The organism is Psychrobacter glacincola (assembly GCF_904846075.1).
Taxonomy (GTDB): Bacteria; Pseudomonadota; Gammaproteobacteria; order Pseudomonadales; family Moraxellaceae; genus Psychrobacter; species Psychrobacter glacincola_C.
This window is the reverse complement of sequence record NZ_CAJGZH010000002.1, coordinates 459,610-485,418: the sequence shown is the minus strand read 5'-3', so window position 1 is coordinate 485,418 and position 25,809 is coordinate 459,610. Positions and strand designations below refer to the sequence as shown.

General features: G+C 40.9%; 33 protein-coding genes and 1 pseudogene. 15 read left to right on the top strand and 19 right to left on the bottom strand.

Annotation, left to right across the window (positions count from 1 at the left end):
* Window positions 1–66: 66 nt before the first annotated feature.
* From ccoS to ilvA, 8 genes and pseudogenes are all read right to left on the bottom strand, one after another.
* Window positions 67–363 (bottom strand): cbb3-type cytochrome oxidase assembly protein CcoS, encoded by a 297-nt coding sequence (gene ccoS / locus JMW85_RS08165; protein ID WP_201553777.1) that lies wholly within the window; start codon window positions 361–363, stop codon window positions 67–69.
* 125 nt (window positions 364–488) lie between these two features.
* The gene (locus JMW85_RS08160; protein ID WP_201539677.1) at window positions 489–1,262 is read right to left on the bottom strand and encodes a YdcF family protein; all 774 of its coding nucleotides are present in this window, start codon (window positions 1,260–1,262) and stop codon (window positions 489–491) included.
* Window positions 1,252–2,358, bottom strand: a complete 1,107-nt coding sequence (murB, locus tag JMW85_RS08155) for a UDP-N-acetylmuramate dehydrogenase (RefSeq protein WP_201581799.1) — start codon at window positions 2,356–2,358, stop codon at window positions 1,252–1,254. Before murB ends, JMW85_RS08160 begins: the two co-directional genes overlap by 11 nt.
* Window positions 2,359–2,492: 134 nt before the next feature.
* Entirely contained in the window at window positions 2,493–2,990 is a 498-nt protein-coding gene (locus tag JMW85_RS08150; RefSeq protein ID WP_055124912.1) for a low molecular weight protein-tyrosine-phosphatase, read from the bottom strand.
* A gap of 206 nt (window positions 2,991–3,196) precedes the next feature.
* Window positions 3,197–3,637 (bottom strand): RNA-binding S4 domain-containing protein, encoded by a 441-nt coding sequence (locus tag JMW85_RS08145; RefSeq protein ID WP_045453058.1) that lies wholly within the window; start codon window positions 3,635–3,637, stop codon window positions 3,197–3,199.
* Between the two features lie 125 nt (window positions 3,638–3,762).
* A complete protein-coding gene (locus JMW85_RS08140) occupies window positions 3,763–4,467 on the bottom strand; it encodes an FMN-binding negative transcriptional regulator (protein ID WP_201581412.1) in 705 nt (234 codons plus the stop codon).
* A 29-nt stretch (window positions 4,468–4,496) separates the two neighbouring features.
* Window positions 4,497–4,637 (bottom strand): annotated as a pseudogene (locus JMW85_RS14255) (excalibur calcium-binding domain-containing protein); the annotation flags it as partial.
* Between the two features lie 374 nt (window positions 4,638–5,011).
* Entirely contained in the window at window positions 5,012–6,565 is a 1,554-nt protein-coding gene (gene ilvA / locus JMW85_RS08130) for a threonine ammonia-lyase, biosynthetic (RefSeq protein ID WP_045446449.1), read from the bottom strand.
* A gap of 195 nt (window positions 6,566–6,760) precedes the next feature.
* On the opposite strand from ilvA, the gene JMW85_RS08125 reads away from it, so the two are divergent.
* The 5 genes from JMW85_RS08125 (at window position 6,761) to rpiA (ending at window position 10,510) form a co-directional block, all read left to right on the top strand.
* The gene (locus JMW85_RS08125; RefSeq protein ID WP_201581411.1) at window positions 6,761–7,123 is read left to right on the top strand and encodes an ArsR/SmtB family transcription factor; all 363 of its coding nucleotides are present in this window, start codon (window positions 6,761–6,763) and stop codon (window positions 7,121–7,123) included.
* Between the two features lie 55 nt (window positions 7,124–7,178).
* Entirely contained in the window at window positions 7,179–7,583 is a 405-nt protein-coding gene (gene arsC / locus JMW85_RS08120) for an arsenate reductase (glutaredoxin) (RefSeq protein WP_201581410.1), read from the top strand.
* Entirely contained in the window at window positions 7,573–8,319 is a 747-nt protein-coding gene (gene arsH / locus JMW85_RS08115) for an arsenical resistance protein ArsH (RefSeq protein ID WP_201581409.1), read from the top strand. The genes arsC and arsH overlap by 11 nt, the downstream gene beginning before the upstream one ends.
* Before the next feature lie 81 nt (window positions 8,320–8,400).
* Window positions 8,401–9,711 (top strand): arsenic transporter, encoded by a 1,311-nt coding sequence (locus JMW85_RS08110; RefSeq protein ID WP_201581408.1) that lies wholly within the window; start codon window positions 8,401–8,403, stop codon window positions 9,709–9,711.
* Window positions 9,712–9,850: 139 nt separating this feature from the next.
* Window positions 9,851–10,510, top strand: coding sequence for a ribose-5-phosphate isomerase RpiA (gene rpiA / locus JMW85_RS08105; RefSeq protein WP_201581407.1), 660 nt, complete (start codon window positions 9,851–9,853; stop codon window positions 10,508–10,510).
* Window positions 10,511–10,642: 132 nt separating this feature from the next.
* Here rpiA and argF read toward each other — a convergent pair whose 3' ends face one another.
* The 3 genes from argF to dnaB all read right to left on the bottom strand — a co-directional run bounded on the left by argF (window position 10,643) and on the right by dnaB (window position 14,439).
* Window positions 10,643–11,560, bottom strand: coding sequence for an ornithine carbamoyltransferase (gene argF / locus JMW85_RS08100; RefSeq protein ID WP_055124903.1), 918 nt, complete (start codon window positions 11,558–11,560; stop codon window positions 10,643–10,645).
* 189 nt (window positions 11,561–11,749) lie between these two features.
* Window positions 11,750–12,856: an alanine racemase gene (alr, locus tag JMW85_RS08095; RefSeq protein ID WP_201581406.1), complete on the bottom strand. Its 1,107-nt coding sequence runs from the start codon at window positions 12,854–12,856 to the stop codon at window positions 11,750–11,752.
* A 179-nt stretch (window positions 12,857–13,035) separates the two neighbouring features.
* On the bottom strand, window positions 13,036–14,439 hold the full coding sequence (gene dnaB, locus JMW85_RS08090; RefSeq protein WP_055124901.1) for a replicative DNA helicase: 1,404 nt from the start codon (window positions 14,437–14,439) through the stop codon (window positions 13,036–13,038).
* A 338-nt stretch (window positions 14,440–14,777) separates the two neighbouring features.
* Here dnaB and pdxA point away from each other — a divergent pair, with 338 nt between their 5' ends.
* The 4 genes from pdxA to JMW85_RS08070 all read left to right on the top strand — a co-directional run bounded on the left by pdxA (window position 14,778) and on the right by JMW85_RS08070 (window position 18,061).
* Window positions 14,778–15,878: a 4-hydroxythreonine-4-phosphate dehydrogenase PdxA gene (pdxA, locus tag JMW85_RS08085; protein WP_227681731.1), complete on the top strand. Its 1,101-nt coding sequence runs from the start codon at window positions 14,778–14,780 to the stop codon at window positions 15,876–15,878.
* 389 nt (window positions 15,879–16,267) lie between these two features.
* Window positions 16,268–17,173: a type IV toxin-antitoxin system AbiEi family antitoxin domain-containing protein gene (locus JMW85_RS08080; RefSeq protein ID WP_201581405.1), complete on the top strand. Its 906-nt coding sequence runs from the start codon at window positions 16,268–16,270 to the stop codon at window positions 17,171–17,173.
* A gap of 82 nt (window positions 17,174–17,255) precedes the next feature.
* Complete coding sequence (locus JMW85_RS14550; protein ID WP_201581404.1) at window positions 17,256–17,372, top strand: nucleotidyl transferase AbiEii/AbiGii toxin family protein; 117 nt, start codon at window positions 17,256–17,258, stop codon at window positions 17,370–17,372.
* A gap of 5 nt (window positions 17,373–17,377) precedes the next feature.
* Entirely contained in the window at window positions 17,378–18,061 is a 684-nt protein-coding gene (locus tag JMW85_RS08070) for a nucleotidyl transferase AbiEii/AbiGii toxin family protein (protein ID WP_201581403.1), read from the top strand.
* A gap of 83 nt (window positions 18,062–18,144) precedes the next feature.
* Here the strand turns inward: JMW85_RS08070 and JMW85_RS08065 are convergent, their stop codons facing one another.
* From JMW85_RS08065 to JMW85_RS08040, 6 genes are all read right to left on the bottom strand, one after another.
* Window positions 18,145–18,354, bottom strand: a complete 210-nt coding sequence (locus JMW85_RS08065; RefSeq protein WP_201581402.1) for a hypothetical protein — start codon at window positions 18,352–18,354, stop codon at window positions 18,145–18,147.
* A 14-nt stretch (window positions 18,355–18,368) separates the two neighbouring features.
* Window positions 18,369–19,208, bottom strand: a complete 840-nt coding sequence (locus JMW85_RS08060; RefSeq protein WP_201581401.1) for an ATP-dependent nuclease — start codon at window positions 19,206–19,208, stop codon at window positions 18,369–18,371.
* 3 nt (window positions 19,209–19,211) lie between these two features.
* The gene (locus tag JMW85_RS08055) at window positions 19,212–19,430 is read right to left on the bottom strand and encodes a hypothetical protein (RefSeq protein ID WP_201581400.1); all 219 of its coding nucleotides are present in this window, start codon (window positions 19,428–19,430) and stop codon (window positions 19,212–19,214) included.
* 135 nt (window positions 19,431–19,565) lie between these two features.
* On the bottom strand, window positions 19,566–19,871 hold the full coding sequence (locus JMW85_RS08050) for a hypothetical protein (protein WP_201581399.1): 306 nt from the start codon (window positions 19,869–19,871) through the stop codon (window positions 19,566–19,568).
* The gene (locus JMW85_RS14545; protein WP_201581398.1) at window positions 19,868–20,023 is read right to left on the bottom strand and encodes an AAA family ATPase; all 156 of its coding nucleotides are present in this window, start codon (window positions 20,021–20,023) and stop codon (window positions 19,868–19,870) included. The genes JMW85_RS08050 and JMW85_RS14545 overlap by 4 nt, the downstream gene beginning before the upstream one ends.
* A 178-nt stretch (window positions 20,024–20,201) precedes the next feature.
* A complete protein-coding gene (locus JMW85_RS08040; protein ID WP_201581397.1) occupies window positions 20,202–20,444 on the bottom strand; it encodes a mobilization protein MobS in 243 nt (80 codons plus the stop codon).
* A 256-nt stretch (window positions 20,445–20,700) separates the two neighbouring features.
* Between JMW85_RS08040 and JMW85_RS14425 the strand changes: the two genes are divergently transcribed.
* The 5 genes from JMW85_RS14425 (at window position 20,701) to JMW85_RS08015 (ending at window position 23,757) form a co-directional block, all read left to right on the top strand.
* Complete coding sequence (locus tag JMW85_RS14425) at window positions 20,701–20,898, top strand: MobA/MobL family protein (RefSeq protein WP_201581396.1); 198 nt, start codon at window positions 20,701–20,703, stop codon at window positions 20,896–20,898.
* Window positions 20,879–21,310: a MobA/MobL family protein gene (locus tag JMW85_RS08030; RefSeq protein WP_201581797.1), complete on the top strand. Its 432-nt coding sequence runs from the start codon at window positions 20,879–20,881 to the stop codon at window positions 21,308–21,310. The genes JMW85_RS14425 and JMW85_RS08030 overlap by 20 nt, the downstream gene beginning before the upstream one ends.
* A gap of 74 nt (window positions 21,311–21,384) precedes the next feature.
* Window positions 21,385–22,038, top strand: coding sequence for a hypothetical protein (locus tag JMW85_RS08025; RefSeq protein ID WP_201581395.1), 654 nt, complete (start codon window positions 21,385–21,387; stop codon window positions 22,036–22,038).
* Window positions 22,039–22,197: 159 nt separating this feature from the next.
* Window positions 22,198–22,776, top strand: coding sequence for a hypothetical protein (locus JMW85_RS08020; protein WP_201581394.1), 579 nt, complete (start codon window positions 22,198–22,200; stop codon window positions 22,774–22,776).
* Between the two features lie 309 nt (window positions 22,777–23,085).
* The gene (locus tag JMW85_RS08015; RefSeq protein ID WP_227681729.1) at window positions 23,086–23,757 is read left to right on the top strand and encodes a RepB family plasmid replication initiator protein; all 672 of its coding nucleotides are present in this window, start codon (window positions 23,086–23,088) and stop codon (window positions 23,755–23,757) included.
* A gap of 281 nt (window positions 23,758–24,038) precedes the next feature.
* On the opposite strand, the gene JMW85_RS14250 is transcribed toward JMW85_RS08015, so the two are convergent.
* Both JMW85_RS14250 and JMW85_RS14245 read right to left on the bottom strand, forming a co-directional pair.
* A complete protein-coding gene (locus JMW85_RS14250; RefSeq protein ID WP_227681727.1) occupies window positions 24,039–24,341 on the bottom strand; it encodes a hypothetical protein in 303 nt (100 codons plus the stop codon).
* Window positions 24,342–24,361: 20 nt separating this feature from the next.
* Window positions 24,362–24,535: a helix-turn-helix domain-containing protein gene (locus tag JMW85_RS14245; RefSeq protein WP_227681725.1), complete on the bottom strand. Its 174-nt coding sequence runs from the start codon at window positions 24,533–24,535 to the stop codon at window positions 24,362–24,364.
* 386 nt (window positions 24,536–24,921) lie between these two features.
* Between JMW85_RS14245 and JMW85_RS08005 the strand changes: the two genes are divergently transcribed.
* Window positions 24,922–25,122 (top strand): hypothetical protein, encoded by a 201-nt coding sequence (locus JMW85_RS08005; RefSeq protein ID WP_045455947.1) that lies wholly within the window; start codon window positions 24,922–24,924, stop codon window positions 25,120–25,122.
* The last annotated feature ends 687 nt before the right edge of the window (window positions 25,123–25,809 follow it).

The following is a 25,809-nucleotide window of genomic DNA, read 5'->3' as shown; positions in this document are numbered from 1 at the left end:
ATTTGCGCTCGGTTGCCATATATTCACACTTTTAATAGCTTGTACTATAGATAAGGTGGCTCAATGCTAGATTTTTGGCTGTTTATCAAGGTCAGCATGATCAATTGACTCTATATCAGGATGGCTCACCTTATCATCAGCGACTATATCAGTCGCTGTGGTATCGTCATTCTGCGAAATAGGCGCTGAGTAATCATGAGCCTGTATGGTTTGCCGACGCTCTTGGCGATCATCCAATATGATGCGCTGTGATGCATTGTCCAAATCTTCAAACTGATTTGATTTGACAGCATAACGTACTGCCCAAATGGCAACCACAAATAGCATGAGACTTAATGGAATTAATAAAAATATACTGAGCATGGTAACTCTCTTAAATAGCATTTTCTTTTATTATTATACACTCATCACAAGTATAGTGGATGACCGGTAGTGATTAGGGTAAGTTCTCAAAAGATATTGAATTGGCTACCTGCTTGTATTTAACTTTATTCGTCAGGTTTTTTTGCTGCGTTACCTCTAGGGGTTAACAGCTGCTGTGAGGTCACGTCGTTGGCATGACGACAATTCATTTGAGGACGTATCACATCGCGTAAATAAGCGGCAACCTCATAAACAGCGCGTCGAGAATGACTTAAGTTTTGCGCAGGTTTCATCCAGTCACGGCTCACTGGTAAAGGGGCGCTAAGTGGTGTGCTATTGATACCGTTTAAGGCAAACTGTCTACGAGCACGTGCCATATGGTAGCTGTCAGTAATGAGATACACATGACGCAGGGGAATACGTTTGGCGGTAAAACGCGCATTTTCGCAGGTATTCATACTGGCATTTTCACTTATCAACCCATCAATACCATGCTCAATGAGCCATTGACCGAGCCACGGCGCTTCAGCACCGCTTAGTACAATAGGTAGGGGTAAGTCGTGATAAGCGCTGGCAGCGGTACGGGCACGGTTGAGGCTGTAGCTATTAAGAATAATCTGATTGTCATGATCATTGGTTAGTCCGCCGCCTAACACCACATAAGCGGTAGGCGGTGAACTCAAGGCAGCAGAGGGTAGGCTGGGCAATGGCAAAAGCGTAAATAGATAAACAATCGCTTGGGAGAACAGCGGCGTGAATAGGCTGATGAGTACTAAAATAACAGTCGTTGAACCAAGTAAAAAGGTAATATTAATAATGCGAAATAGCTTTATCATACGCTCAGCTGAACGCAGGTAATAACGCCATAGTCGCTTAGATAATAGCCGCTTAGACCACATGCTCATCATACCCAATAGAGCCGTCAGCATTTACCCAAACTGGCTCACGCGCTAACTGAATCGAAAATTTTTCATAAACCGTATTGATGATATGTCGTTGGGCATCTGCTACATCATCTTGAGTGGCGTAATAAGGGGCATGATTGGTCAGCACCAAGGCTTGCTGCTGATGGGTGACAATCGGTGCAATACCACCACCTTTCAAACCTGTCTGTTCAATCAACCAGCCTGCCGCAACCTTTACCATGGCATCAGGCATAGCGTAGCCGACGATAGTAGGGTAGGTCGATTGTAAAGCAATAAATTGCGATTGAGGAATAATGGGGTTTTGAAAAAAGCTACCACAATTTGGCAGTTGCTTGGGGTTAGGGAGTTTCTGTCGACGAATATCGATAATCGCTTGCATGATATCCGCAGGCACTGGCTGCGTACGATCGTCTTGCTCGGCATAGCGTTGTGCAACGGTTTGCACATCACCATAGCTGGTTAGGATTTTGGTTGCATCGGTATGTAATCTGAATCCAACACAGCTGATTAACCAAGTATTAGGCGCACGTTTAAAAATGCTGTCACGATAGCCAAACTCGCAGTCCGTGGCTGTGAGATGATGCCAAGTTTGAGTGGGTAAGTGATAGGCTCGTACATACTGTAAGCAGTCTTCTAGTTGGACACCATAAGCACCGATATTTTGTACGGGTGCCGCACCAGTTAGCCCCGGGATTAGTGCCAGATTTTCTAGCCCATACCAACCTTGACTGACCGTATACACCACCAAGTCATGCCAGTTTTCACCTGCCATTACTGCGATATCGACGTGGCTATCTGTCTGAGCGGTTAGGCTGATGCCGCGCATTTGGGGCTGCAATACGATAGCATTCAGATGCGCTGGCAATAACACATTACTACCGCCAGACAACACAAATAATGGCTTGTTTTTCGCTATGTCTTTTGTATAATTTGCCATAAAATCGTCAAGCTGTGCTTCAGCCGTCAGTGTCACGACAGTATCCGCGACACAGGCTAAGGCCATGGTATTACCATGTGACAAATCGACTAGTTTACGGGTCAATAAGCTCGGTGGCAAATCAGTGGTCATGGCAAATTGAGTACTAGAATCCAAGCGTGAAACTGAGGTCATAACATAGCCCATGTGGCAGATAGATAATGAATTACACAGTGTTTATTATAAAGGATGAAAGACACAAAGGTGGCAGAAAGTTAGCTTTATCGTTAGCAAGCTTTCCAGCTTTCAATCCACGCTTGTGCGCTTGACTCAATACGCTCAATCACCTCTTCAAAGTCATCACCATCACCTTTATAAGGATCTGGCACATCGTCGCCGCCATAAGTAGGATCTTCCTCACTAAATAAAGCCAACTTGGCCAAATTGTCTTCTGTCTCTATCAAGCTGTCTTTGATGGCTTGTAAATCAGCTAAATTCTGTGTATCCATCGCTAGAATTAAATCGAAATTACGAAAGTCATCGGCACTGACTTGGCGGGCGACCAGTTTATTGATTTTATAACCATGCGCTTTTGCATGGCGTTGCGAGCGAGTGTCGGGCGCATGACCAATATGCGAGTCACTCGTTCCTGCTGAATCTACTTTGATTGACAATCCAGCAATCGCTGCTTGCTGACGAAAGACTTCTTCAGCCGTTGGCGATCGGCAAATATTTCCCAAACAAACCAATAATACAGAAGACGGAGTACAGGTTTTCATCAGCATAATATGACCTTGTATAACAAAAAAACATGCTATAAGAGACCGGCATGTTAGTGCGGCTTTTATTAGCATGCAATTAATTAAGTAAATCGGCTGTCAGCGTAACGGTTAATGCCTTGAATGGCAAGAGTAGAAGCTAAACAATACGGTCATCTGTTCACGAATTTTCAATGATATTATTTATGATCTAAGGTCGTACTTTGACCAGCTTACTCTTGTTTGTGCTTAAAGCGTTGAAGGTCACGGCGCTCTTTTTTGTTGGGTTTATTATCAGGCCGTGCAAGATTGGCAAGTTTACGCTGCTCAGCATGATAAGCGCGGCGCTCTTCGCTTTCTTCAGTCTCTGAATACAAAACTTCAGCAGCGAGCGCATTACCACGTTGCGCCGTTAGTGCTTCAACGACGACGGTCTTTTCAGTCATGGCAGTGGCTGAGCCTTGACGAATCTGTAGTTCATCACCAACCATAATCTCTTTACTGGTCTTTACGCGGCTACCCGCATAATGTACCCGTCCGCTTTCGATGGCTTCTTTAGCAAGGTTGCGAGTGCGATAAAATCGTGCTGCCCACAACCACTTATCGAGGCGCATACGCACGACATCAGGTTGGCTATGGCTAGGCTGATTGTGGTTTTTGTTGTGTTTACTCATCAAAACCTCATCGATATCCATAAAGTAAGATAATATTAATGGTGGCTTTTTTGCAAATTGAAAGAGCCCTGCGCTATCAAAATGTTTAACAATAGATTTTTATGGTAAAGAGAGAAAGTCTCGTCTTAGCCATTATTCTGATTGGCAACTTTCATCGCCATTTCTGCCGCATCATTTGTCTTTAACTGCGCTAAACCATTAATCACACCTGTGATATTTTCTACGGTTTTATTTTGGCTTAATTTAAATTGGGCTTGTATAGAATCGATGGGCAGCTTAAAGCCAATAATCCCTCGGCACATAGCATCAATATAAGTAGCAGGTGCCTCATCTAATGACCAAGGATGGTCGGATAGTACCTCTTGCTGCGCAGTCATGGTTGCTAATATCCATTTCAGTGTATCGGCGTCTTCAAGCAGTTCAATTTTGGATTGAATATGGACGCTTTGATAGTTCCAAGTGGGCACTTCTTTATGGGTTTTCGCTTTGCTAGGATACCAGTTGGGGCTGATATAATGTCCAGAATCTTGAAAAATAATTAACCACGCAGTATCTGGTAAGGTGTTCTGATAAATAGGGTTTTTACGACCGAAATGACCGTAAAGATAGCCGTGCTGAGCATTAGAGTTAACATCAGAACCAACACCAACACCAACACCAACACCAACACTAGCATCAGGCATAAAGTTATCGTTATGCCAGAAGAGCGGTATATGGCAGGCTTCGATGCCATCTTTGGTTTGAGCAACCAAGGTCGCTAAGGGGTTGGCTGCGATAAATCCAATGATATTTTCTAGGTTTTCTTCGGCAAAAATAGCAGGAATATGCATGCTGTTCTCAGTTTGTATTTGATATAAAATCAGCGACACCACTGCTGCTCACATGGGATACCATCATTATTACCATCCATTTTGGTATTCGGGCAGTGTTGTACAAAGTAAGTGGCTTCTGCGCATGACGTCATCTGAGAGCAATGCTTTCTGCCATCACAGGTAAAGCTTGATGCTGATGCTGATGCTGACGACGTGAGTACTGGTTTTACTGCCGAGACTGATGTTGACGTTGCATCTGAATCGACGTACGTTGGCGGTATGTCATCCAGATCAGTTGAGGTAAAAGCAGCGTCAACTGGAGTCTCAGTCGCAACGTCAGCGATAGGGTTACTGGTCGTGTTGTTAGGTTGCAGCATCTTATAACCCAAAAGTGCTAAAACCAGTAATAATACAAAGATCAATATTTTTTGAGTCACGGTTTACCACCTCATCATGGTCGCTATGAATTAAGGAAAGCTACCAATGCATAACCACTGTTCATTCATCAATGGCGGCTTTTTGGTGATTAACAAACAGCCATTGATGGATTGATAGTCTATTTTTATTTCAAAAATAATTGATAACCGATATTGTCATTGAGCATGGTGCAGTCATAGCCGATATCGAGTAACGCGTCTTGTAATTGACGAGAGTTACCTTCAGACGCTTGCAAACCGACCAATACGCGACCCTCGGCGGCACCATGATTGCGATAATGAAACAAAGTAATATTAAAGTCATCACCCAGCTTTTCTAAAAACTTCAGCAATGCCCCTGGACGTTCAGGGAAAACCACACTTAATAATTGCTCGTTTGCGACATGCGCATGACCACCAATCAAATGGCGGATATGTGATTTGGCAATATCATCATCGGTCAGATCATGAGCCGTGTAGCCATCAGCTGCCAATTGGGTGCGAATGGTTTTACGCTCTTTGTCGCCTTCTTTTAGCGCGATACCGACAAATATTGATGCAGGTTCCATAGAGTCAGGTGATTTTTTGCTATCGGCGCGATAATTAAACTCAGTAATATTGCGTCCATGTAAGCTACGGCAGAAGTTTAAGAAAGCGCCTGTCTGCTCAGGAATCGTCACACCAAAGATGGCTTCTTTTTTCTCACCAATTTCAGTACGCTCAGCGATATAGCGTAGGCGGTCAAAGTTCATATTGGCACCGCAAATAATACCGACGCAGTTTTTACCTTGCAGATTATGGGCTTCGATATATTTTTTCATGCCAGCAACGGGTAACGCGCCCGCAGGCTCAACGATACTGCGATTTTCTTCAAAGATATCTTTAACCGCCGCGCATACTTCGTCATTGGTACAAGTCACGACTTCAGGCTCGACTAAAGGACCTGATTTATCACTCTTTTGCATACGGACAATTTCAAATGGCAATTCGCCGATTTGAGCAACTGCCACGCCGTCGACGAACAGTCCAACTTGCTCAAGCTTAACGCGCTCATTGGCTTCAAGCGCCGCTTTAAGAGAAGCTGATTGCTCTGCTTCCACCGCAATCACTTTGACATGCGGCGCAACTTCACCTAAGAATGCCGCGACACCTGAGATGAGACCACCACCGCCAACCGCGACGAACACATAATCCATATTGCGCCATTGCTGAGTTAGCTCAAGACCAATGGTACCTTGTCCGGCAATCACCAATTCATCATCGTAAGGGGGGATAAAGGTCAGACCTTCTGTTTCAGCGCGATTGATTGCATAACGGTTGGCTTCATCGAAGCTATCACCATACAAATCGACATTGCCGCCAAGCGCCTTTACTGCATCTACTTTAATGTCAGGTGTAGTGGTCGGCATCACGATGATATTGTTTAGGGCAAGTTTACGGGCAGAATAAGCAACCCCTTGGGCATGATTACCTGCTGAGGCGCAAATGACGCCGCGTACTTTTTGCTCATCACTTAATTGACTAATTCGATTATAGGCACCACGCAATTTAAAGGATTTGACCGGTTGCAAGTCTTCGCGTTTAAAACGAATGTCATTAGCAAAACGTTGGGTCAGCTTGGGCGCCGCTTCAAGTGGTGTTTGAATTGCCACGTCATAGACGGTGGCTTGCAAGATGGCTCGTACCCAATGTGACAGCATAATGTTCCCTAATAAAAAGTGTGGATGAATAGAAAAATTAAATAGATTAGCCTATGCTGATTTTAACGGTCTTGCAAGACCCTATTGCAGTTTTTGCAGCGATTTTAAGTTTTGATGAAAGATAGGGTTGGTTTTATCTCAATATTTTTTAAATAAAATATTGAATTATTTCCATATGTCTGTATTATTGGACATATGGAAATAATTAATGCTATCGCCAGCTTTGCTGCGCTCTCTCAAGATACTCGTCTCAAGGCCTTTAGGTTGCTTGTCAGCCAAGAGCCCGTTGGTCTGCCAGCGGGTGAAATAGCTCGCAAACTGTCTGTGCCTCATAACACAATGTCAGCTCATCTATCCGTGCTGGCTCGTGCAGGGTGGGTGGTGTCTCAACGGCACAGTCGGCAGATAATTTATCGCGCCTCACTGTCACATATGGAGGAGGTTATTCAGTTTCTATTGCAAGATTGTTGTGCGGGACATCCAGAATTGTGTGCGTCTCTTATGGACAGTTTAAGCGGATGTGGGGTTGTTAATACTAATGACGTAAACAGTGAGTAATATAGCTATATATTCAGAACTCAAACAACATATTCAGACAATAAGTGAGATTGCTATGAAACCATTAATCTTTCACAATCCAAAATGCGGTACGTCTCGCAATACATTGGCCATCATGAAAGCATCAGGCGAAAATCCAGAAGTAATTGAATATCTTAAGACCCCACCAAGCCGTGATTATTTAGTTGAGCTGTTGGCAAAGATAAACCTTTCACCAAGAGAGCTGTTACGAAGCAAAGAGCCTGTCAATGATGAGCTAGGATTAGACAGTTCTGAACTGTCTGACGATCAAATCATTGATGCGATGATTGACCATCCTATTTTAATCAATCGCCCTATCGTGGTCACCAATAAAGGCGCAGCATTATGCCGACCGTCTGAGCGCGTATTTGAATTATTAGATAATCCCGTGAGCAGCTTTACTAAAGAAGATGGGGAAGTGATTTATCATGGCAAATAAAACAGCAGATTTAGATGTGATCGATTTGTGTGATTTGCCCAATATTGATGCAGACAGTATACAGCCTATCGATATTGAGTCTTTAATTGGAACAAATGACCCGCGCCATGCGCCAAGAATATTGGTGCTATATGGCTCTCTACGCCAGCGCTCATTCTCTAAACTGGCCAGTGAAGAAGCGAGCCGTCTATTGCGTTGGTATGGTTGTGAGGTTCGAACCTTTGATCCGACGGGTTTGCCATTGCCTGATGCTGCTGATGCAGATCATCCAAAAGTACAAGAGCTGCGAGAGTTGGCGCAGTGGTCAGAAGGTATGCTGTGGGTGAGCCCAGAGCGTCATGGCAGTATGACCAGTATTATGAAAGCACAAATTGACTGGATTCCATTGTCATTAGGTGGTGTACGTCCAACCCAAGGCAAAACTTTGGCAGTGATGCAAGTCAGCGGTGGCAGTCAAAGCTTCAATACGGTCAACCAATTGCGCATTCTTGGGCGTTGGATGCGGATGATTACCATACCCAATCAGTCCTCTATTCCTAAAGCTTTTTTGGAATTTAACGACGATGATCGTATGGATAAGTCTCCTTTATATTTGCGTCTCGTGGATGTTTGTGAGGAGTTGGTAAAATTCACTTGGCTGACCCGTGGACGCTCAGACTATCTGACTGACCGTTACTCTGAACGAGTAGAAAGCGCAGAGGAGCTGTCGCAGCGCGTCAATCAAAAATCACTCTAATGTATCCTCTCATCATTCATTTTCTAATGCTTGCTCTTACATAACTGTTCTTATAATAATTAAGCCTAAAAAGGTTACTCAATGATCGCATTGATGATATTTATCGTGACTTTGGTTTTAGTAATATGGCAGCCCAAAGGACTGGGTATTGGCTGGAGTGCAATGGGTGGTGCGTTGATAGCCTTGGCTTTTGGCGTGGTAAAGCTCTCCGATATTGGCATTGTGTGGGACATCGTTTGGGATGCGACTTTTACCTTTGTAGCGCTTATCATTATCTCGCTTATCTTAGATAAAGCAGGATTTTTTGGGTGGGCCGCATTGCATGTAGCTAGGCTAGGCAATGGGCAAGGACGATTATTGTTTCCCATGATTGTGATTTTAGGCGCGTTTATCTCGGCGTTTTTTGCCAATGATGGGGCAGCATTGCTATTGACCCCGATTGTCATCGCTATCTTACTACGTCTTAAGTTCTCGCCACCATCTGCTTTGGCATTTATCATTGCGACTGGCTTCATTGCTGATACGGCAAGTCTGCCGTTAGTCACTTCTAATCTGGTCAATATTGTTAGTGCCAATTATTTTAACATTGGTTTTGGCCGTTATGCAGCAGTGATGATACCGGTCAATATTGTTTCTGTATTGGCGACGCTCGCCGTATTATGGGTGGTCTATGCGCGGCACATTCCAAAACACTACTCCATTGCTGATTTGAGTGCGCCCGAGTCTGCGATTGAAGATCCGCTGGTCTTTAAAGCGGCCTTTCCACTGCTCGCGTTGCTACTTATTGCCTACTTTACGACTGAGTCATTGGGCATTGCTATCTCTTTGGTGACAGGAGTGGCGGCGTTAATATTAATGGCAATTGCAGGTCGCTGGTGGCAAGGGGGTCGTGATGCCGTTGTTTCTGTATCCGATGTTTTGAAAAAAGCGCCTTGGCAAATCGTATTATTTTCAATCGGTATGTACTTGGTTGTTTATGGCTTGGGCAATGCAGGATTGACTGCCTATGGTGCTCAAGTTTTGAATTGGCTAGGGCAGCAGGGTACGGTCATCGCAACAGTAGGAACTGGATTCCTCTCTGCTATTGTAGCCTCTGTCATGAATAATATGCCGTCTACTTTAGTAGGTGCACTGGCGATTGATAGTGCGCAAGTACCTGCTGCCACTCGAGAGCTCATGATTTATGCCAATGTGATTGGTAATGATTTGGGGCCGAAATTCACACCTATCGGTAGCCTTGCGACTTTATTGTGGCTCCATGTATTGGCAGAAAAAGACTATAAAATCAGTTGGGGGCAGTATATGAAGATTGGACTGCTCATTACCCCGCCCGTACTATTGGTCACGCTACTGGCTTTGGTTGTTTGGTTGCCTTATCTGTCTTCATTTTAAAATTTGAGTGAATGTCTTGCGATTAGCGTGGCTATTACGCTGACATCCATTAAGCTCATCGGGTATAATGGCGGCGCATTTTACCTTTTTACCCTTTACTTTTTTTAAAGCGATACGTTTATTTTGCCAAGGATTTATGATGAGTGATCAGCAAGCACAAAAGCAAGCCGCAGCCAAAGCGGCTCTAAGTTATATCGAAGATGACATGATACTTGGAGTAGGCACAGGCAGTACGGTCAACTGTTTGATTGAATTATTGCCAACTATAAAGCTTGCTGGCGCGGTGGCTAGCTCACAGGTCACTGAAGACAAACTTCGTGCCCTTGGTATTGAGATAGTTGATTTGAACTTTGCTGGTACGCTTGATATTTATATCGATGGGGCAGATGAGGTCAATGAGCATTTGCAATTGATAAAAGGCGGCGGCGGCGCGCTCACTCGTGAAAAAATTGTGGCAGCGGCTTCTAATAAATTTATATGTATGGTTGATGAGAGCAAAAGCGTTGAGGTGCTAGGTCGCGAGTTTCCTGTTCCGATTGAGGTACTGCCGCAAGCACGTTCTTATGTCGCACGGCAATTAGCCGGTATGGGCGGTGAGCCAGTTTACCGCGAAGATTTTGTGACTGATTATGGTAATGTTATCTTAGATACTTATGATTTGGATGTGAGTAATCCAATAGAGCTTGAAAAAGAGCTGAATAATATTGTGGGTGTGGTGTGTAATGGTATTTTTGCGGCCAATCAAGCTGATGTATTGCTGAAAGCAGGTAGTAATGGTGTGACGACACTTATTCGTTAAAAAATGCTTACTCGTTAAGAATCAGTTAAGCAGTGGCTTATCGTTCATCATAAAATAAAAAGGCAGATCACACTAAATGTGGTCTGCCTTTTTCGTACTTACTCTTCCATAAATAGATTATGGCTACATTTCTTAAAGTTTTATTTTGTCTTTTAGCAAAAATTCCATCAAGGCTTTTTGCGCATGTAAGCGGTTCTCTGCTTCATCCCATACCACTGAGCGTGGATCGTCAAGCATATCATGAGAGATCTCCTCACCACGATGCGCGGGCAGACAGTGCATAAATACCACTTCAGGATCGGCTTTGTCCAATAGCGATGGCGTTACTTGATAAGCGGCAAAACGGCGCGCACGAGTGTTTTGTTCAGACTCTTGTCCCATGCTTGCCCATACATCGGTGACAATTAAGTTTGAATCTTTCGCGGCTTCTTGTACGTTTTCGACAATACTGACGCAATGCGAGAAGCGTTTCATCAGCTCAGGGTCAGGCTCAAACCCATAAGGCGCAGCGACGCGTAGCTCAAAACCAAATTGATGAGCCGCTTGCATATACGATGCGCACATATTATTGCCATCACCAACCCAAGTGACAATTTTATTTTCGATACTACCGCGATGCTCATAATAGGTTTGCATGTCTGCCAGTAGCTGGCAAGGATGAAATTCGTCAGTTAAAGCATTGATAATAGGCACGCTTGAGTATTCAGCAAAAGTCTCAACTTTTTCGTGACCAAAGGTACGAATCATGATGATATCAACCATGCTAGAGATCACACGGGCAGAGTCTTCTAGCGGCTCACCACGCCCAAGTTGGGTATCATTTGGCGACAAAAAGATAGCACTACCACCAAACTGACCCATACCCGTCTCAAATGAGATGCGCGTACGGGTTGAGGATTTTTCAAATATCATGCCAAGCGTACGACCAACAAACGGCTGATATATCTCGCCTGCGTGTTGCATCTTGCGCAATTCGCTGGCACGCTTTATAAGGTTTTCTAGTTCTTGTTTGGTTAAATCAGATAAGGTCAAAAAATGGCGCAAACTCATAGTAATCCTAGCAGTCGATCGCAGTCAGTGAAACGTCATCAGTCTTTAATAGCATCGCGTCAGTGCGTATACTGGGGTGACAACAAACTTTTAGTATAGCGCAATTAGGCTTAATGTAAATGTCCAATTTGCCGTGATTTATGAGTCTGGCAAACAGACATTACATGAATAGTGATGAGGTCAGCATAATTATGCTTGTATGCGATTTGGGCGAATGCTTAGGCGGCATAGTAGCTCGTAGCTAATCGTACCAGCATGTGCGGCGACTTCATCGACGTGCGGGGCATCACCCCACAGTATTACTTTGCTGTCTAATGCAATGTCTTCTGGTGCGGTACTGACATCAATGACAATCATATCCATTGCCACGCGTCCAATGACTGCGCATCGGTAGCTTTTATTGTTGGTAGTATCTATAACAGTGACATAGGCTTCATCGCTGATGACACGAGGGTAACCATCACCGTAGCCGACACTTACCAGCGCTGTTCTAGTGTCTTTCTGCGCTGTCCAACGACTGCCATAACCAATAGCATTGTCTGCCTGAACTGTTTGCAGGGCGATAATTTGTGCGCTGAAATCCATCGCTGGCTGTAAGTCTAACTCATGTGCGCTTTGATCAATGACAGGGGCGCTACCATATAAAATAATGCCGGGACGTACCCAATCATAATGATGCTCTGGAAAATTAACGATACCGGCTGAATTGCATAATGAGCCTTTGATATCGTTGCTAATAGTCTCTTGCAAAGTGCTTAATACATCTGAAAAACGCTGAATTTGCATTGAATTTAATGGATGAGTGCTGTCATCGGCATTGGCAAAATGCGTGGCTAGTATCAGCTGATATCCCGCTTCATGCAGGCGCTTAGCCGCTGCCATGATACCTTCAGCGTTGAAGCCTAGACGGTTCATACCAGTATTATATTTAAGCCAAACCACTCTGGTCGCACTATTGGCTGGTGGGATATTGTCGAGTGCCCACTGCAATTGCGGTGCATGATGAATCACGCAGCTAATATCATGCTCAATGGCTTGCTGCCACTCATCAGCGGTAAATGCCCCTTCAATCAAACCAATCGTTTTGTCCCAGCCTAACTGCCGAGCTTCTAGCGCCTCAGTCAAGGTTGCAATACCAATACCGTCTGCTTGGTGCAATGCAGGCAATACCGCTGCCACACCATGTCCGTAAGCGTTGGACTTGACCATGGCTAGGACTTTAGAGTTTGCTGCCATTTTTTTAACTTGGTTTAAGTTGTGAGTAATGGCTTGTGGTTTGATTGTGATAGTACGCATAATTGGCTTCTTTATAAGTAGAATTATGAAGTTATAAAGCCAGTACTGCATCAATTGGGCTAATGCAGCACTGGCTATTTTATTAAAAACTATTTGTTCGCTTATGATTAAGCTTTAGTCTTTATCAGGCTTAGTTTTATCAGGCTCAGCTTTATTAGGCTAAAATTTTATAAGATTGATCATTCGTCATTCTCGAAACTGACATTTTGATAGTATTCTGGCGTTAGGTTAATAAAGCGGGTAAATTGCCCTTCAAAGCCCAAACGTATGGTGCCGATAGGGCCGTTACGCTGCTTACCAATAATGATTTCAGCCACGCCTTTGTGGTCTGTATTCTCATTATAAACCTCATCACGATAGATGAACATAATCAAATCGGCATCCTGCTCAATCGCACCTGATTCACGCAAATCCGACATGATAGGACGCTTGTTAGGGCGGTTTTCTAGACTGCGGTTAAGCTGTGATAAGGCAATAACAGGGCATTCAAGCTCACGTGCTAGCGCTTTGAGACTCCGTGAAATCTCAGAGATTTCCCCAACACGGTTGCCATCTAGGTTTGGCACTTTCATCAACTGCAGATAATCGACGACGATAGCGCCAAGCTTGCCATCATGATTTTTGGCGATACGGCGGCAGCGTGAACGCATCTCAGAGGGTGGCAAAGCAGTACTATCATCAATATAGAGATGCTTTGATTGCAAGTGCTGAATGGCGTTCATCATTTTTGCCCATTCATCTTCATTCATTTGCCCAGAACGCAGATGCGTCTGATTAATCGCGCCCCATGAGGACAGCAAACGCATGACGATAGACTCAGCAGGCATCTCCATCGAAAACACCACAACAGGCAGATCTTCGTTAAATAAAATACCTTCTGCCAAGTTCATGGCAAAGGTGGTTTTACCCATAGAAGGGCGCGCAGCCACGATGATTAAGTCACCTGCCTGCAAGCCTTGGGTTTTATTATTCAACTCAGCAAACGGCGTCTGTAAACCAATCATGCCATCGGGATTGGATTTTAGCTCTTGAATCTTATCAATAACGTTGGTCAAAACAGCAGTAATGCCCACAGGTCCACGCTGTTCAGCGCGTTTATTGTGCTGCTCATTGATGCTAAATATCTTACCCTCAACACTGTCTAAAATATCACTGACGGTCTGGTCTTTAGGATTATAGGCGAGCGTGAGCATCTCATTGCCAGTCGTAATCAGTTGGCGTAGAGTAGATAGTTCACGGACGCGCTGAGCATAGGCGGTCAGGTTAAACAAGGTCGCAGGGCTTTGACTCAAAATATCTGCCAAGTAGCTATCGCCGCCTGCACTTTTAAGGAGTTTTTGTGCTTCTAGCCAGTCGTGTACCATGACCGTATCATAGGGTTCGTTGACTGCTGCTAAATGAGCAATAGCATCAAAAATATACTGATGTCGCCCTGCATAAAAATCATCTTTGGTAACGATATCAGCAATCTTGTCGTACGCCTCTTCGATACTCATTAAGGACGCGAGCAATGCCTTTTCAATATCGATATTGTGCGGCGGTGTCTGATTGAGTAAGTCGTCGGTTTTTTCGTTGTCTGCCATGATTGCCTAATGTGTCAAAAGTCGATATAAAAGAGGGTATAAATGGGTATGTGACATCAGGGTTTCATTGGGTGCTGATACAGCAAATAAAACGCCACGTGCCACTATAATTGAAGTACCAAAACCTGAGCTCGGTGTTGACTGGTAAATGCTATAATGAAAAGCGAAAGTTTAACACATAATAGGCTTTTTTCGTCACCGATAGACAACTATCTATTCTAGATGACGGTTGTAATAAGTAAAAAATCATCTATACAATATAAGTGTCAGTACTTATTTTTCCCATAAAAAATACAATAAAATTCACGACTCAATATAAATATAAAGGCGTAGTTACGATGCAAGATATACAAAAAAAATTGCCATTATTAATCACAACTGGTGAGCCTGCTGGTATTGGAATGGATATCGTGCTGCTATTAGCGGCTGAGGGTAAATTGCAAGATTTTGAACGTCCAATTTGGGTCACTGCCGATAGCACTGCTATGACAAAGCGCGTAGATGAGTTAGTTGCAGCTGATGTATTGAAAAACCCTCCCATCTGGCAAACTATTGATATCGATGCCGATGACTTTAATCTTAACGTTGTAGAGCAGATGTCGCAGCCAGATACGGACGTGGATAGTTCTTTTATTCTGCTTAATATATCTTGTGCTGAGCCAGTTGTCTGCGGACAAATTAACACGCGCAATTCGGTAATGGTCGTTAAGCAGTTAGACATTGCCCATCAGTTGGCAACCAACAAAATAGTGGCCGCTATCGTCACTGGACCATTGCAAAAGTCCGCACTGATAGAAGCTGATATTAAGCTATTAGATGGCACGATGTTTAGCGGTCACACAGAGTTTTTTATGCAGCAAAGTGGCTGTGATAAAGTGGTTATGATGCTCGCCAATCAAGCCATGAAAGTGGCGCTTGTTACCACGCATTTACCGCTAAAAGATATCCCTGCTGCAATCACGTCTGACAATGTACGCCAGACCGTACAAATTGTCGTCGATGAGATGAAAGCAAAATTTGGCTTAACGCAGCCACGTATATTGGTCTGCGGTCTCAATCCACATGCAGGCGAGGGTGGTCATTTAGGTGTTGAGGAGATTGAGATTATCAATCCTGTATTGCGTGAGTTTATCGATGTGGGCGTCGATATATCAGAGGCAATGCCAGCGGATACGTTATTTACACCCAGACATCTAGCCAACTGTGATGCGGTGATTGCTATGTATCATGATCAGGGGTTGCCGGTGCTGAAATCACATGGTTTTGGTGATACCGTCAATCTTACTTTAGGACTGCCGTATATCCGCACCTCGGTTGATCACGGTACGGCGCTTGATTTAGCCGGGCGCGGCAATGCTAGTGCCACTAGCTTGTATCAAGCATTAAAAATGGCAAACGAGATGGCAGATAAATCGCTTATTAATAGACCGCTTGCATAAGCCGGTACCTTAGCGACATTTATCACGCAGTATTGGCTAACTTTGGTGTGAATGATGGCTATTTATGAGTCATTAAACACAGTCTAATATAAGTGGTTCCACCATAGCAGTCTATTTTAAATGGTCTATTAATAGGTTTAGAGGGTGAAATATGTGGTTCCCTTGGGGTATGCTTTATCTTTAAATAATATAGTTTTTTTACTTATCGCAGGACATATTAAAATGCGTCCTAAGGACGCATTTTAATATGTCCTGTGTCTTATGTCAATTCTTGAAAGCCTTATCAGCTCTGGCTCAGGTAAAATTTATATCATTTACAAAAAAAAAGCTTGAAACTAGTCACATATTGTTTATAAGTCCTTAGGACTTATAAACAATATGTGACCAATATGCAAAAAACAATTTCTATAGAAGAGGCTACAAGCCTTTGGGTAATTGGGTTAGGCAGAAAAGCAGCCTTCTTCGATTCAGAGTTGTATGAGTTTTTGCATTATATACGTGAAACCAGATCCTTCCAAAACCAAAATATCAAAGGGTTCAGGACGGATAGTAATTTAAAGAAAAAATTATCTGAAGTTACGGACTATCTTGTATCTAGCGGCTTGGTACAAAAACCATATGACAACTACTTCGTTATCGCTAACAAAGACCCTAGCGACCTAGAAATAGTTTGCTCGCTATATAATATAGGATATATAACGTATTTGAGCGCCATGAGGTTCTACAATCTTACTAACAGAATCCCAAAAAAATTGACTATATTGCTCTCTACCAGACCATTGTGGAAGAAAACACAGTCACAAATTCTCTCAGAAAACAGCCCAAATGGTGAAAACCTAGAAAAGAATGATTTCTTTATACCTCCATACCCTTCTGAACGTATCAAAATTAAGGGCAAATACCTTAATGTTCACTCTCGCTCATGCCTTTACCCTCATATGAATAAAGGCCAAGGCGTTAGAATTATTAGCATAGGAGATTTGTTCTTAGAAATGGTGAGAAATCCCGATTTATGCGGTGGATTTCAACATGTTTTAGAGGTTTATGAAGAAATGGCAGAGGTTCTTTTAAATGAAATCATAGACTCAGTTGAGCTATATGGCACTGCTATCGATAAAAGTCGCATTGGTTTCATCCTAAACTCTCATTTGGATATTCAGGATCCTATAATCGCTGAATGGAAGACTTATTCCACAGCTAGAGGAGGAAGTCGTAAAATGATATCAAACGAACCTTACTCAGACTCATATAGTGAGGACTGGTGTCTATCCCTTAATCATAGTGTGTTTAAATAAAAATGAAAAATATTGAAGAATGGATAGACAGAGCAGAAAATGATGATGAAAAAAATTTAGGCAAGCTATTCACTTAATTTTATTGGCTATCTCTCGTGATAAATTCTTATCGCAAAATTTAGTCATAAAGGGAGGAATAGTATTATCTTTAGCTTATGGCTCGGAACGCTATACAACCGATCTGATCTATCTTCTTTAGATAACATGGAAGTTTTAAGCAAAGAAGATCTAGAATTAAAGCTAAGCAAGCAAATTACAGCTGTTGTCGCCTTAAATGACTACGACTTAAAGCTCCTAGTTCATTCTATAAAATACATGCCTAAAGATCCTAGTAAAGTAAAGTTCCCGGCTTATAAAGCGAGGATTGGGTATGCGGATAGAACAAATAAGAACGCTATAAAACGCTTAGATAACAAGCAATCTCCTCACATCATTGAGCTTGATATTAGCTTCAATGAGAGTGTGTCAGTAAGTGATACTGAGAACTTCAAGTTAACTGACCGACTCAATGTTTTATGTTACTCACTTGAACAGCTTATAGCTGAGAAGTATCGCAGCATACTACAACAGATCGTTAGAACTCGTAGTCGCCGTCAGGATGTTTTCGATATTCACTATCTTTTAAACCAAGAAGCAAGTCTTTTATACTCAAACGAAACTAAAAAAACTGTATTAGATAAACTGATAAAATGCTCTGAGCGTAAAGGAATAGAAGAATACTTAAATCAATTTGGAATGAGAGATGAAGAGATAAAAAGACTCTCACTCGAAGATTTTCATACCCTTTCTCTTGAAATAGATATCGATACAGAAGTACCTCCAGCAGATATGTATACCGTAGTCCAAGATTATTTTGAATCACTCCCATGGAGTAATTTAAAGATATAATATGTTGAGGGTAAGGTTTAAGCCTTACTCTCAACCATTTACTATCTACTTAAGTGAAGGTGGTGGGGCTTAAGAAGATGAATTTACTTCACATGTAACGGTCTTATATGTTCGAACCACTCATTGATTTCAGTATAGGCATCCATATCTTGAAGTAGACCTACGCTTAAATCTTTAGACAACTCTAGATTAAATTTTCTTTTTATTTCTTTTTCATTATATTCCTTTAAGTTTCTATCTCCGTTTTTGTAGCATTCTTTTAAATGGGCACTTAAGCTTTTAGGGATGTTCATATCTTTCCAAGTGTCTATCCATCGACTATCTGCTGCATATCAATGAATGGATCTGAAAATTCATAGCACTGGCTATGTAAGCTGGGATGGATGTAATTTTCTATCTCATAAAACTTTGTCTGGAAAGCTTTGTGTAATGCATTTTGGTTAATCTTGTTTATTATTCTTTTATATTTTTTAACATCTCTATCATAAATATGCATTTGTGGAATGCTAGATAACTTATCTAAATATTTATAGTTTTCCCAATGTTCTAAGTTGCCGCCTCCTAGAGGTATAATTAAAATATTAGAGTTATTTTTTAAGTCAAAATTAAAACAAGGCGATATATTTTTTAAAAACTCAACATCTGTGTATCCTTCTAAACATATAATCAACTTTATATTTGAATCGACTTTTGCAATTGTAATATTGGGCATTACCCCTAAAGATTGAGTGACTTTATCTAGCACTAATGGATCGTTCGACTCAATTTCTATTTGATTATGTTCTCGGTATATAAAAATAATATTATTTGTAGGGACCAATGCACCTAAGCTAGGGCTATGTGTCGTTAGTAATATCTGGGTATTTTCTTGTTCAGAAAGGTCAACTAAAGCACTATATAACATTTTTTGCCAGTCTGGATGCTGTGCAGTTTCTGGTTCTTCCAGAGCATAAATAACCGTTTTTTCTGATACTCTTTGTCTTTCAGCCTCAGCTCTAAAGTAGTTTAGAAGTATTAATCTTCTTACACCGCTTCCCCTCTTGTTAATTGGTATCCCATCTTCATCTTCGAATGTAAATGAAAACAAACTATCCCATGCTTTTGTTGAAACCGTCGGTGTTAATGCGTTAGCAATCTCTGGGTTCATTTCCTAAGTTTTTATGGTTCTTAAACCAACTTCTTCAGTTGCTGTTACTATCTTATCTTTTAACTTATCTAAATCTTCTTGCATTCCACTTAAAATAGATTTAGTAATGACTTTTAGAGGACCTTGTACCTCTGAATCTGAGTCCTTATTTTCTCTATCTGCCTTGAAAAGGAAGTAAAGTGGTAGATCTACTTTAATTGCATCATAAATTTTTTTTTCCATCTTCCGCATCAATAGGAATAATAGTTTCTGTTAAGTCTGAACTTTGGATATTTGAAAACTCATAAATAGCTTTACGAATCTCACTACAAATAGTTTTATTAACCACAGTAGTATCATGACTACTGTGGAATAAAGCTAGTTCTTTTTTAAGTCAGTTATTTTTCTACATATTAATGGGTTGTTGAATTTTGCATAAGGATAATCTGCAACTATATAAGTTTTTAATGATTTTGACGTTATATTTGACCCTGAAGCACTCCAAACCTTTCTTATAGTTAAATATTCTTCTGAATCTAATAAGTATTCTTGTGATAGTTGCGTTGGAATAGTATCAATTGTATAAGATTTTTTTGAGTCAATCTTAAAAGATACTTGAATTGTAATATCACTGTCTGCTCCATTCAATCTCTTTTTATTTAAATCTAAAACATCAATTTTCACTGTATCGTTGTTAAAAAAATCTCTAAAGCCTCTAAAATAGTAGACTTCCCCACGTCATTTTTCCCTATAATTACATTTAAATCTTTGTGTATTTCTATAGTCTGTTCTGTATAACCTCTGAAATTTTTTATGTATAGCTTTGAAATAACCATTTCCTAATTTCCTCAAAATAACTCTATTACAGCACCGTTTAACCAAAAAAATTAAGTATTAAGTAAATCAATACGAGATTTTTTATAAGCATAAATCACTAAATTATTCAAAATAGCTTAGAGTCTATCTTAGCTTCGTTGTTATTCTCAACACTAGCTCTATCCTTAAGTTCTTTCACTAAGTCTGCATTAAATAAATATTATCCGTTTGTCTGCTCAAAAAATCTAACAGATTATCGGCTGTATATTCCCTTAAACCATCTAACGAATTCTTCTCTAAAGCATCTACAAGAAAAGCGCCCAGTAGTATTTTTTGCCGTGTCAGTTTCTTATCTAGCTTCTGCTTCTCTCTATTGATCTTAAGCTCAAGTTCATTAATCTTCTGCTGTTCCTTTAGATCACTACCACCGAGTAAGCTCATAACCGTTCCTTGAATTATCAAATTATTCATGTACTTAACTATAGCAACTTCGCCAATACCTAACAACAGTTTATGATATAGTCATTTGACAGATGGTTGAGTCCCACTGACTAAGTGCGAGTTTTCGACTTCACAAATGTTTATTCCCTACGGTCATGCATTTATGAAGTCAAAACATCGGCAGGGGTAAGACCCCCACACCCCCAACACTACGAAAAGATGTAGTGCCAAAAAGCAAAAGTATGAGCATTTGAAAATGGCTATTTTTCTCGCATCGACCAAATCCATATCACGAGGTAGCGGACAAAGTGCTGTTGCCAGTGCGAGCTATCGTGCAGGTGTTGAGCTTGAGGATAAACGATACGGTAAAACCCATGATTACTCCAAACGTTCAGGTGTCATGAGCACGGATATTATTTTGCCGTCAGCATTAGCTGCTGCCGGCTACTATTGATCGTAGTAATTTATGGAACAAAGCAGAGAGTGCCGAGAAACGCAAAGATGCGAGGGTGGCTCGTGAATGGCTGGTTAATCTACCGCATGAGTTAAGTGAGCAAGATCGTAAGACACTGGCACACAAGTTCGCCCAAACCCTAGCGGATCGTTACGGCACGATTGCCGATTGTGCTATTCACAAACCCACACAAAAAGAGATTGATCGAGGGGCAGATCCTCGCAACTTCCATGCTCATATTATGTTTACTACTCGTACGGCGGCAATTGGCAATAATAATGAAATCCTATTGACTGACAAAGCTGATATTGAGTTGTCCGATACGAAGCGTCATAAGCTTGGCATGGAACGAGTCAGTGTTGAGATTAAAGAGGTTCGCCAACTATGGGAGCAGCTTGCTAATGAAAAATAGCTGAGCATAAGCACGATTTGATAGATTGCCGTAGCTATGCAGATCAAGTCAAAGATATTGAGCCACAACTTAAGATGGGTAGCGTTGCAACCAAGCTGGAGCGTGACGCATATGAGAAAGCTAAATCGGTAGCAATGGAAAAAGGCGAGGTATTTAACGGCATTGCGCCAGTGACGATTAGAGGTGAAATCAACGCCATGATCGCGGAGCGTAATAGTTTAGTGCTAGAAGCGTCCAATAGAATTATTTTTGAGCAGCGAGATTATGATGAACGACTTGAAAGAGCAGAACGATATATTGATCGAGCGAATCAAAGCATTAGAAACACAAAACGACAAATTGAGCGAACAGAACAAGACATTGAGTGGTCAAGTAAGCGATGCAAAAACCTACCAAGTTGGATTGATGGAAACCACAAAGCAGTTGAGAGCAACACAAAAGATATTCTGACACAGCACAAGCAAATGACAAGCTCATACAAAGAATTAACAACACAAAACAGTCAATTAACAGCGTCACTGAAGCTATCGGAAAGTCAGATATTGCAATTAACAGAGCAGTTGAGCAAAGCGCAAGACCAGCTCCAAGCCCCTTTGATGACAACTACAGACGAGCCTTTCATGAGCGAAAAAGACGAATTGATCGAGAGCTTAGAGAGCAGGATAAACAAGCTCACAGAGAAAGTTACGCAGATGAGAAAGACAATAATGATCTTAGAGCGACGTTAGGCGCTTTTGCTCATCGTTTAATGACTCGACACCATGAAAAGTTCAGCTTGCGCCCAGGCTTTCGCGATAATCCTGCTTATTACCCTGAAAAATTTGACTATCGACAAGTCAAAGTCCTTGATCGCTTCGCTAACGAATTGCGCTTAACCAACGATTTTGATGATTTCAGAGAGGAACAGCGGCGCATTGGACTTGTTTACGTTTGACGTGATGCAAGACAACCTCAATGCAATGGATATATTAATTAACAGACAAAAAGAACGTAAAAACTATCACGAGGTCACAGCCGATTTTGAGGTATTCATTACTCGATTAGATGCTAGCAGAACAGCCAAAAACAATGAATTGCAAGGCTCGTTGGGTCGTAGTGACATTAGCCGAATGACGGCAGAAACGCTAACAGCGGTCAGTTATTTAGATAACATTGAGCAGTACATAAACAAAGAAACCACCGCTAACGAATGCAAAGTATTAGCTCAGGAGCATATCAGCGAGATTCTAAGAAGAACTTCCAAGCAGTATGAACTTACCTATCAAGGATTAAGAACATTAGATAGTAACGAGATCGTCCAGAAGCATGCTAGAGCGCTTGAATCTAGTTTAAGTGGGTTTAATACCAAATATGCTGATAAATTGACTGAAAGCGATATCAAGAGCATTAATAACGGATTGAGAGTCCTTAGTCAGAAATTAGAGATTGCTAGACCTATCAATCGACCCTCTCCTTCTCCTTTTTAATCTTATCCACAACTTTTTTATTCACCCGTTTCTTTAAGGGTTTTTATTTATTCCTGTTTACTCCTGTTTACTCCTGTTTAAGAGGCTTTTTTACCCTTTAAAATCAATATGTTACGGATGGAAAAAACACAAAATGAGTAGAATAAACACAAAATGAGTAGAATAAACACAAAATGAGTAGAATAAACACAAAATGAGTAGAATAAACACAAATAAAAATTTATGATATTATTTATAGTTTTATATGTTAAAGTAAAGCTTAGTTATTATTGGAAATAACAGTATATTAAGCAGGGATTCGAAAAAAATATGGAAAACAATCTAGTTGTACAATCCAATGAGCTTGTCCTAGCAGCTTATACCATGACCACTAAAGAGAAACAGCTTTTACTAACTTGTATTAGTCGTATTGATAGTAGACCCGATGCGCCAAACATTACTAAGCAAACCAAGTTCACAGTGACAGTCGAGGAAGTAGCAAAGATATTCTATAACGATAGTACTAAGAAGAATGCTTTTAGAGATTTAGAGCAAGCTAGCAATCGGCTTTTTGATAGAGAAGTTCTGATAGCACTGGAGGATAATAAAACGCTTCGTACCCGCTTTGTTAGCGGCGTTCTTTATGATCCCAACGGAGAGCAGATAACAATAACATTTGCAGAGGATGTACTGCCTTATTTGACACAGCTGAAAGCTAACTTCACAAAATATAGGCTGATGGAGGTATCTGAGCTATCAAGTATTCATTCGATACGCCTATATGAATTAATTGTTTGTTGGGTAGGTCAGTATCAATATACTAAAGCTATGAATTTAGATGATTTTCGCTACGTTATGGGCATTAAAGGTAAGTATAAGCAATTTGGACAGCTTAGAGAGCGTGTGATTGACACTGCTATAGATGAAGTCAATGAGAGTACAAACTACAAGGTCACTGTTGAGTATCATAAAAAAGTAGAGGCAAAGGTTATGAGAGATTAACGCTCAAATTCCATCGGAAAACATTGGATAAACTAACCAGTGAAGATGGCACTCTGTCAAAAGCTACCATACAGTCTATAGTCGATAACCTGCAGTTTATGAATGACTATAATAATCATCCAAGCCTAAGTTATGACGGCAAAATGCAGACTGACGCATTTAAGCGCGAAATGATAAATATCATACAGCGAGAACCTGAAAGCTTTAACAAGCCCAATAAGGGTTTAGAGAGCTATTTACCAAAGATTAAACACTAATACTTTGTCTAACATCCGTTCTAGTCAAAAGAACCACCGTTTTTTCTTTTTGGGAGCATTTGCCGGTGTCATTGTTGATTTTTGTTCTGGCTGTGGTTCATCATTGTGCTCAAATTGTTTGAACTCTAGCAGCCTCACTTGAGAAAAATCGTGAATACTAGCATTAGCTTTGTCCAGTGTCTTGTTTAGCTGACTAATCTGTTGTTGATAATTCTCTATCAACTGCTTTTGATCGCTGACTTGCTGTCGAAGGTGTTCGTTCTTTAATTTCTCTAGATCTAGTTGGTGTTCAAGCGCTGTACAAGACTGTACAGTCAGACTGTTCAAGTGCGTATTATGAGAGCTGTTCAGTGATTGTTCAGTACGTTTTTTGACAAAGGCTCTCCAAATACCCGAAGCATCTCTGCAGTGTCAATTTTTTTGTCTGCTGCTCTAGAGAGCTCTCCATCATTGACTTTTTGATAGATCGTCGTTCTTGAAACACCCCATTCTTTTGCGGCTTTCGTCACCGATATGTTCATTGTTCACCTAATGTTCAAGTACGTTTTTAGAACCTGTACAGTTGCACTGTACAGAACGTTCAGTGAACAACTATGGCACTAACGTGCTTGTGTGGCAAACTATAAATACTTGGTATAGAAGTTAGGCACTCAGACATATATCATCCATTTCATTGAACAAATATAGGGTATTATAGCTACCTATTACTAGGGCGTGTCCTCAATTCAATCAATTACTCTCTAAATGGGCTAAAAATGGCTAAATTTTGTTAAACATCGTCAAATAGCTTATCAATATCTCGATGTTAACAGCGCTATTTTCCTTGGTTAACTGCAATTTATCTCATTTTTATCACCATTTTTAAAATGAGGACACGCCCTAATAAAAATGATAAAAAGAGATTGATATGCCAACCTTTATAGTTGTAGACGATGGAATTGTTAACCTATCGGAAATTAAAAAGATAACTGCGGATAAAAAGCGACTTACAATCATATTTCATTTAGGGTTTTGGAATGAGAACGCATTTAAAAAATGTACTGATAGCCAGCACTTTGAAGAAGTTTTTGAAAGTATAGTAACTAAGTTAGAAGCTGAAAAGATTTGAGTTCGCTACTTACAGTTCCCAATTTTAGATAGTAAGTCTTTCATTATATTAGTAATCTATAACAGTTTTGTTATGGCTTACTAATACAATTTAGTTAACCAAATATGCTATAGATTATGACAGCAGTAAGTAAAATAGACGAAATATCATCACCCAGTATTATTAATTTATGCCAAGTTTTATCCTTGTTGTTATTATGAGTAATAGAACTACTATTATAATGACTTATGAAATCATCATCACTTATAGAGTACCTTTTTTTCGACAAAGATAGTTTTTGGTCTAGATCTACAGGTATGACAACTTGCTTCAATACTGCTAAAAATATTCCTAGCCATATTAAGATGTTTGGTATGTCTTTATTTATAGAAGAGTTTATGAAAAAACCAAAACTTAGGATTAAAGCCACAATGAAAAACTTGCGGTAACTCCCCTTTGGGTAATCTAGGACAAAATTCCGCATCAAAAATCCTAATAAATGAACGTATGTTTATTTAAAAGATCGAATATTAATGTTGGTGATAACCATTGTCAATAGAGATGTTCATAGCAAACTGAAGATACAGTTCCCTAGTGAGGACTTGAAAATAAGGCTGTGAGCTAATGGTATTAACGTTTTAACTTGCTGAAATAGTCACAGTGTACTTCATGATGTACTTACCATAAATATTCTATTCATGATCGGTG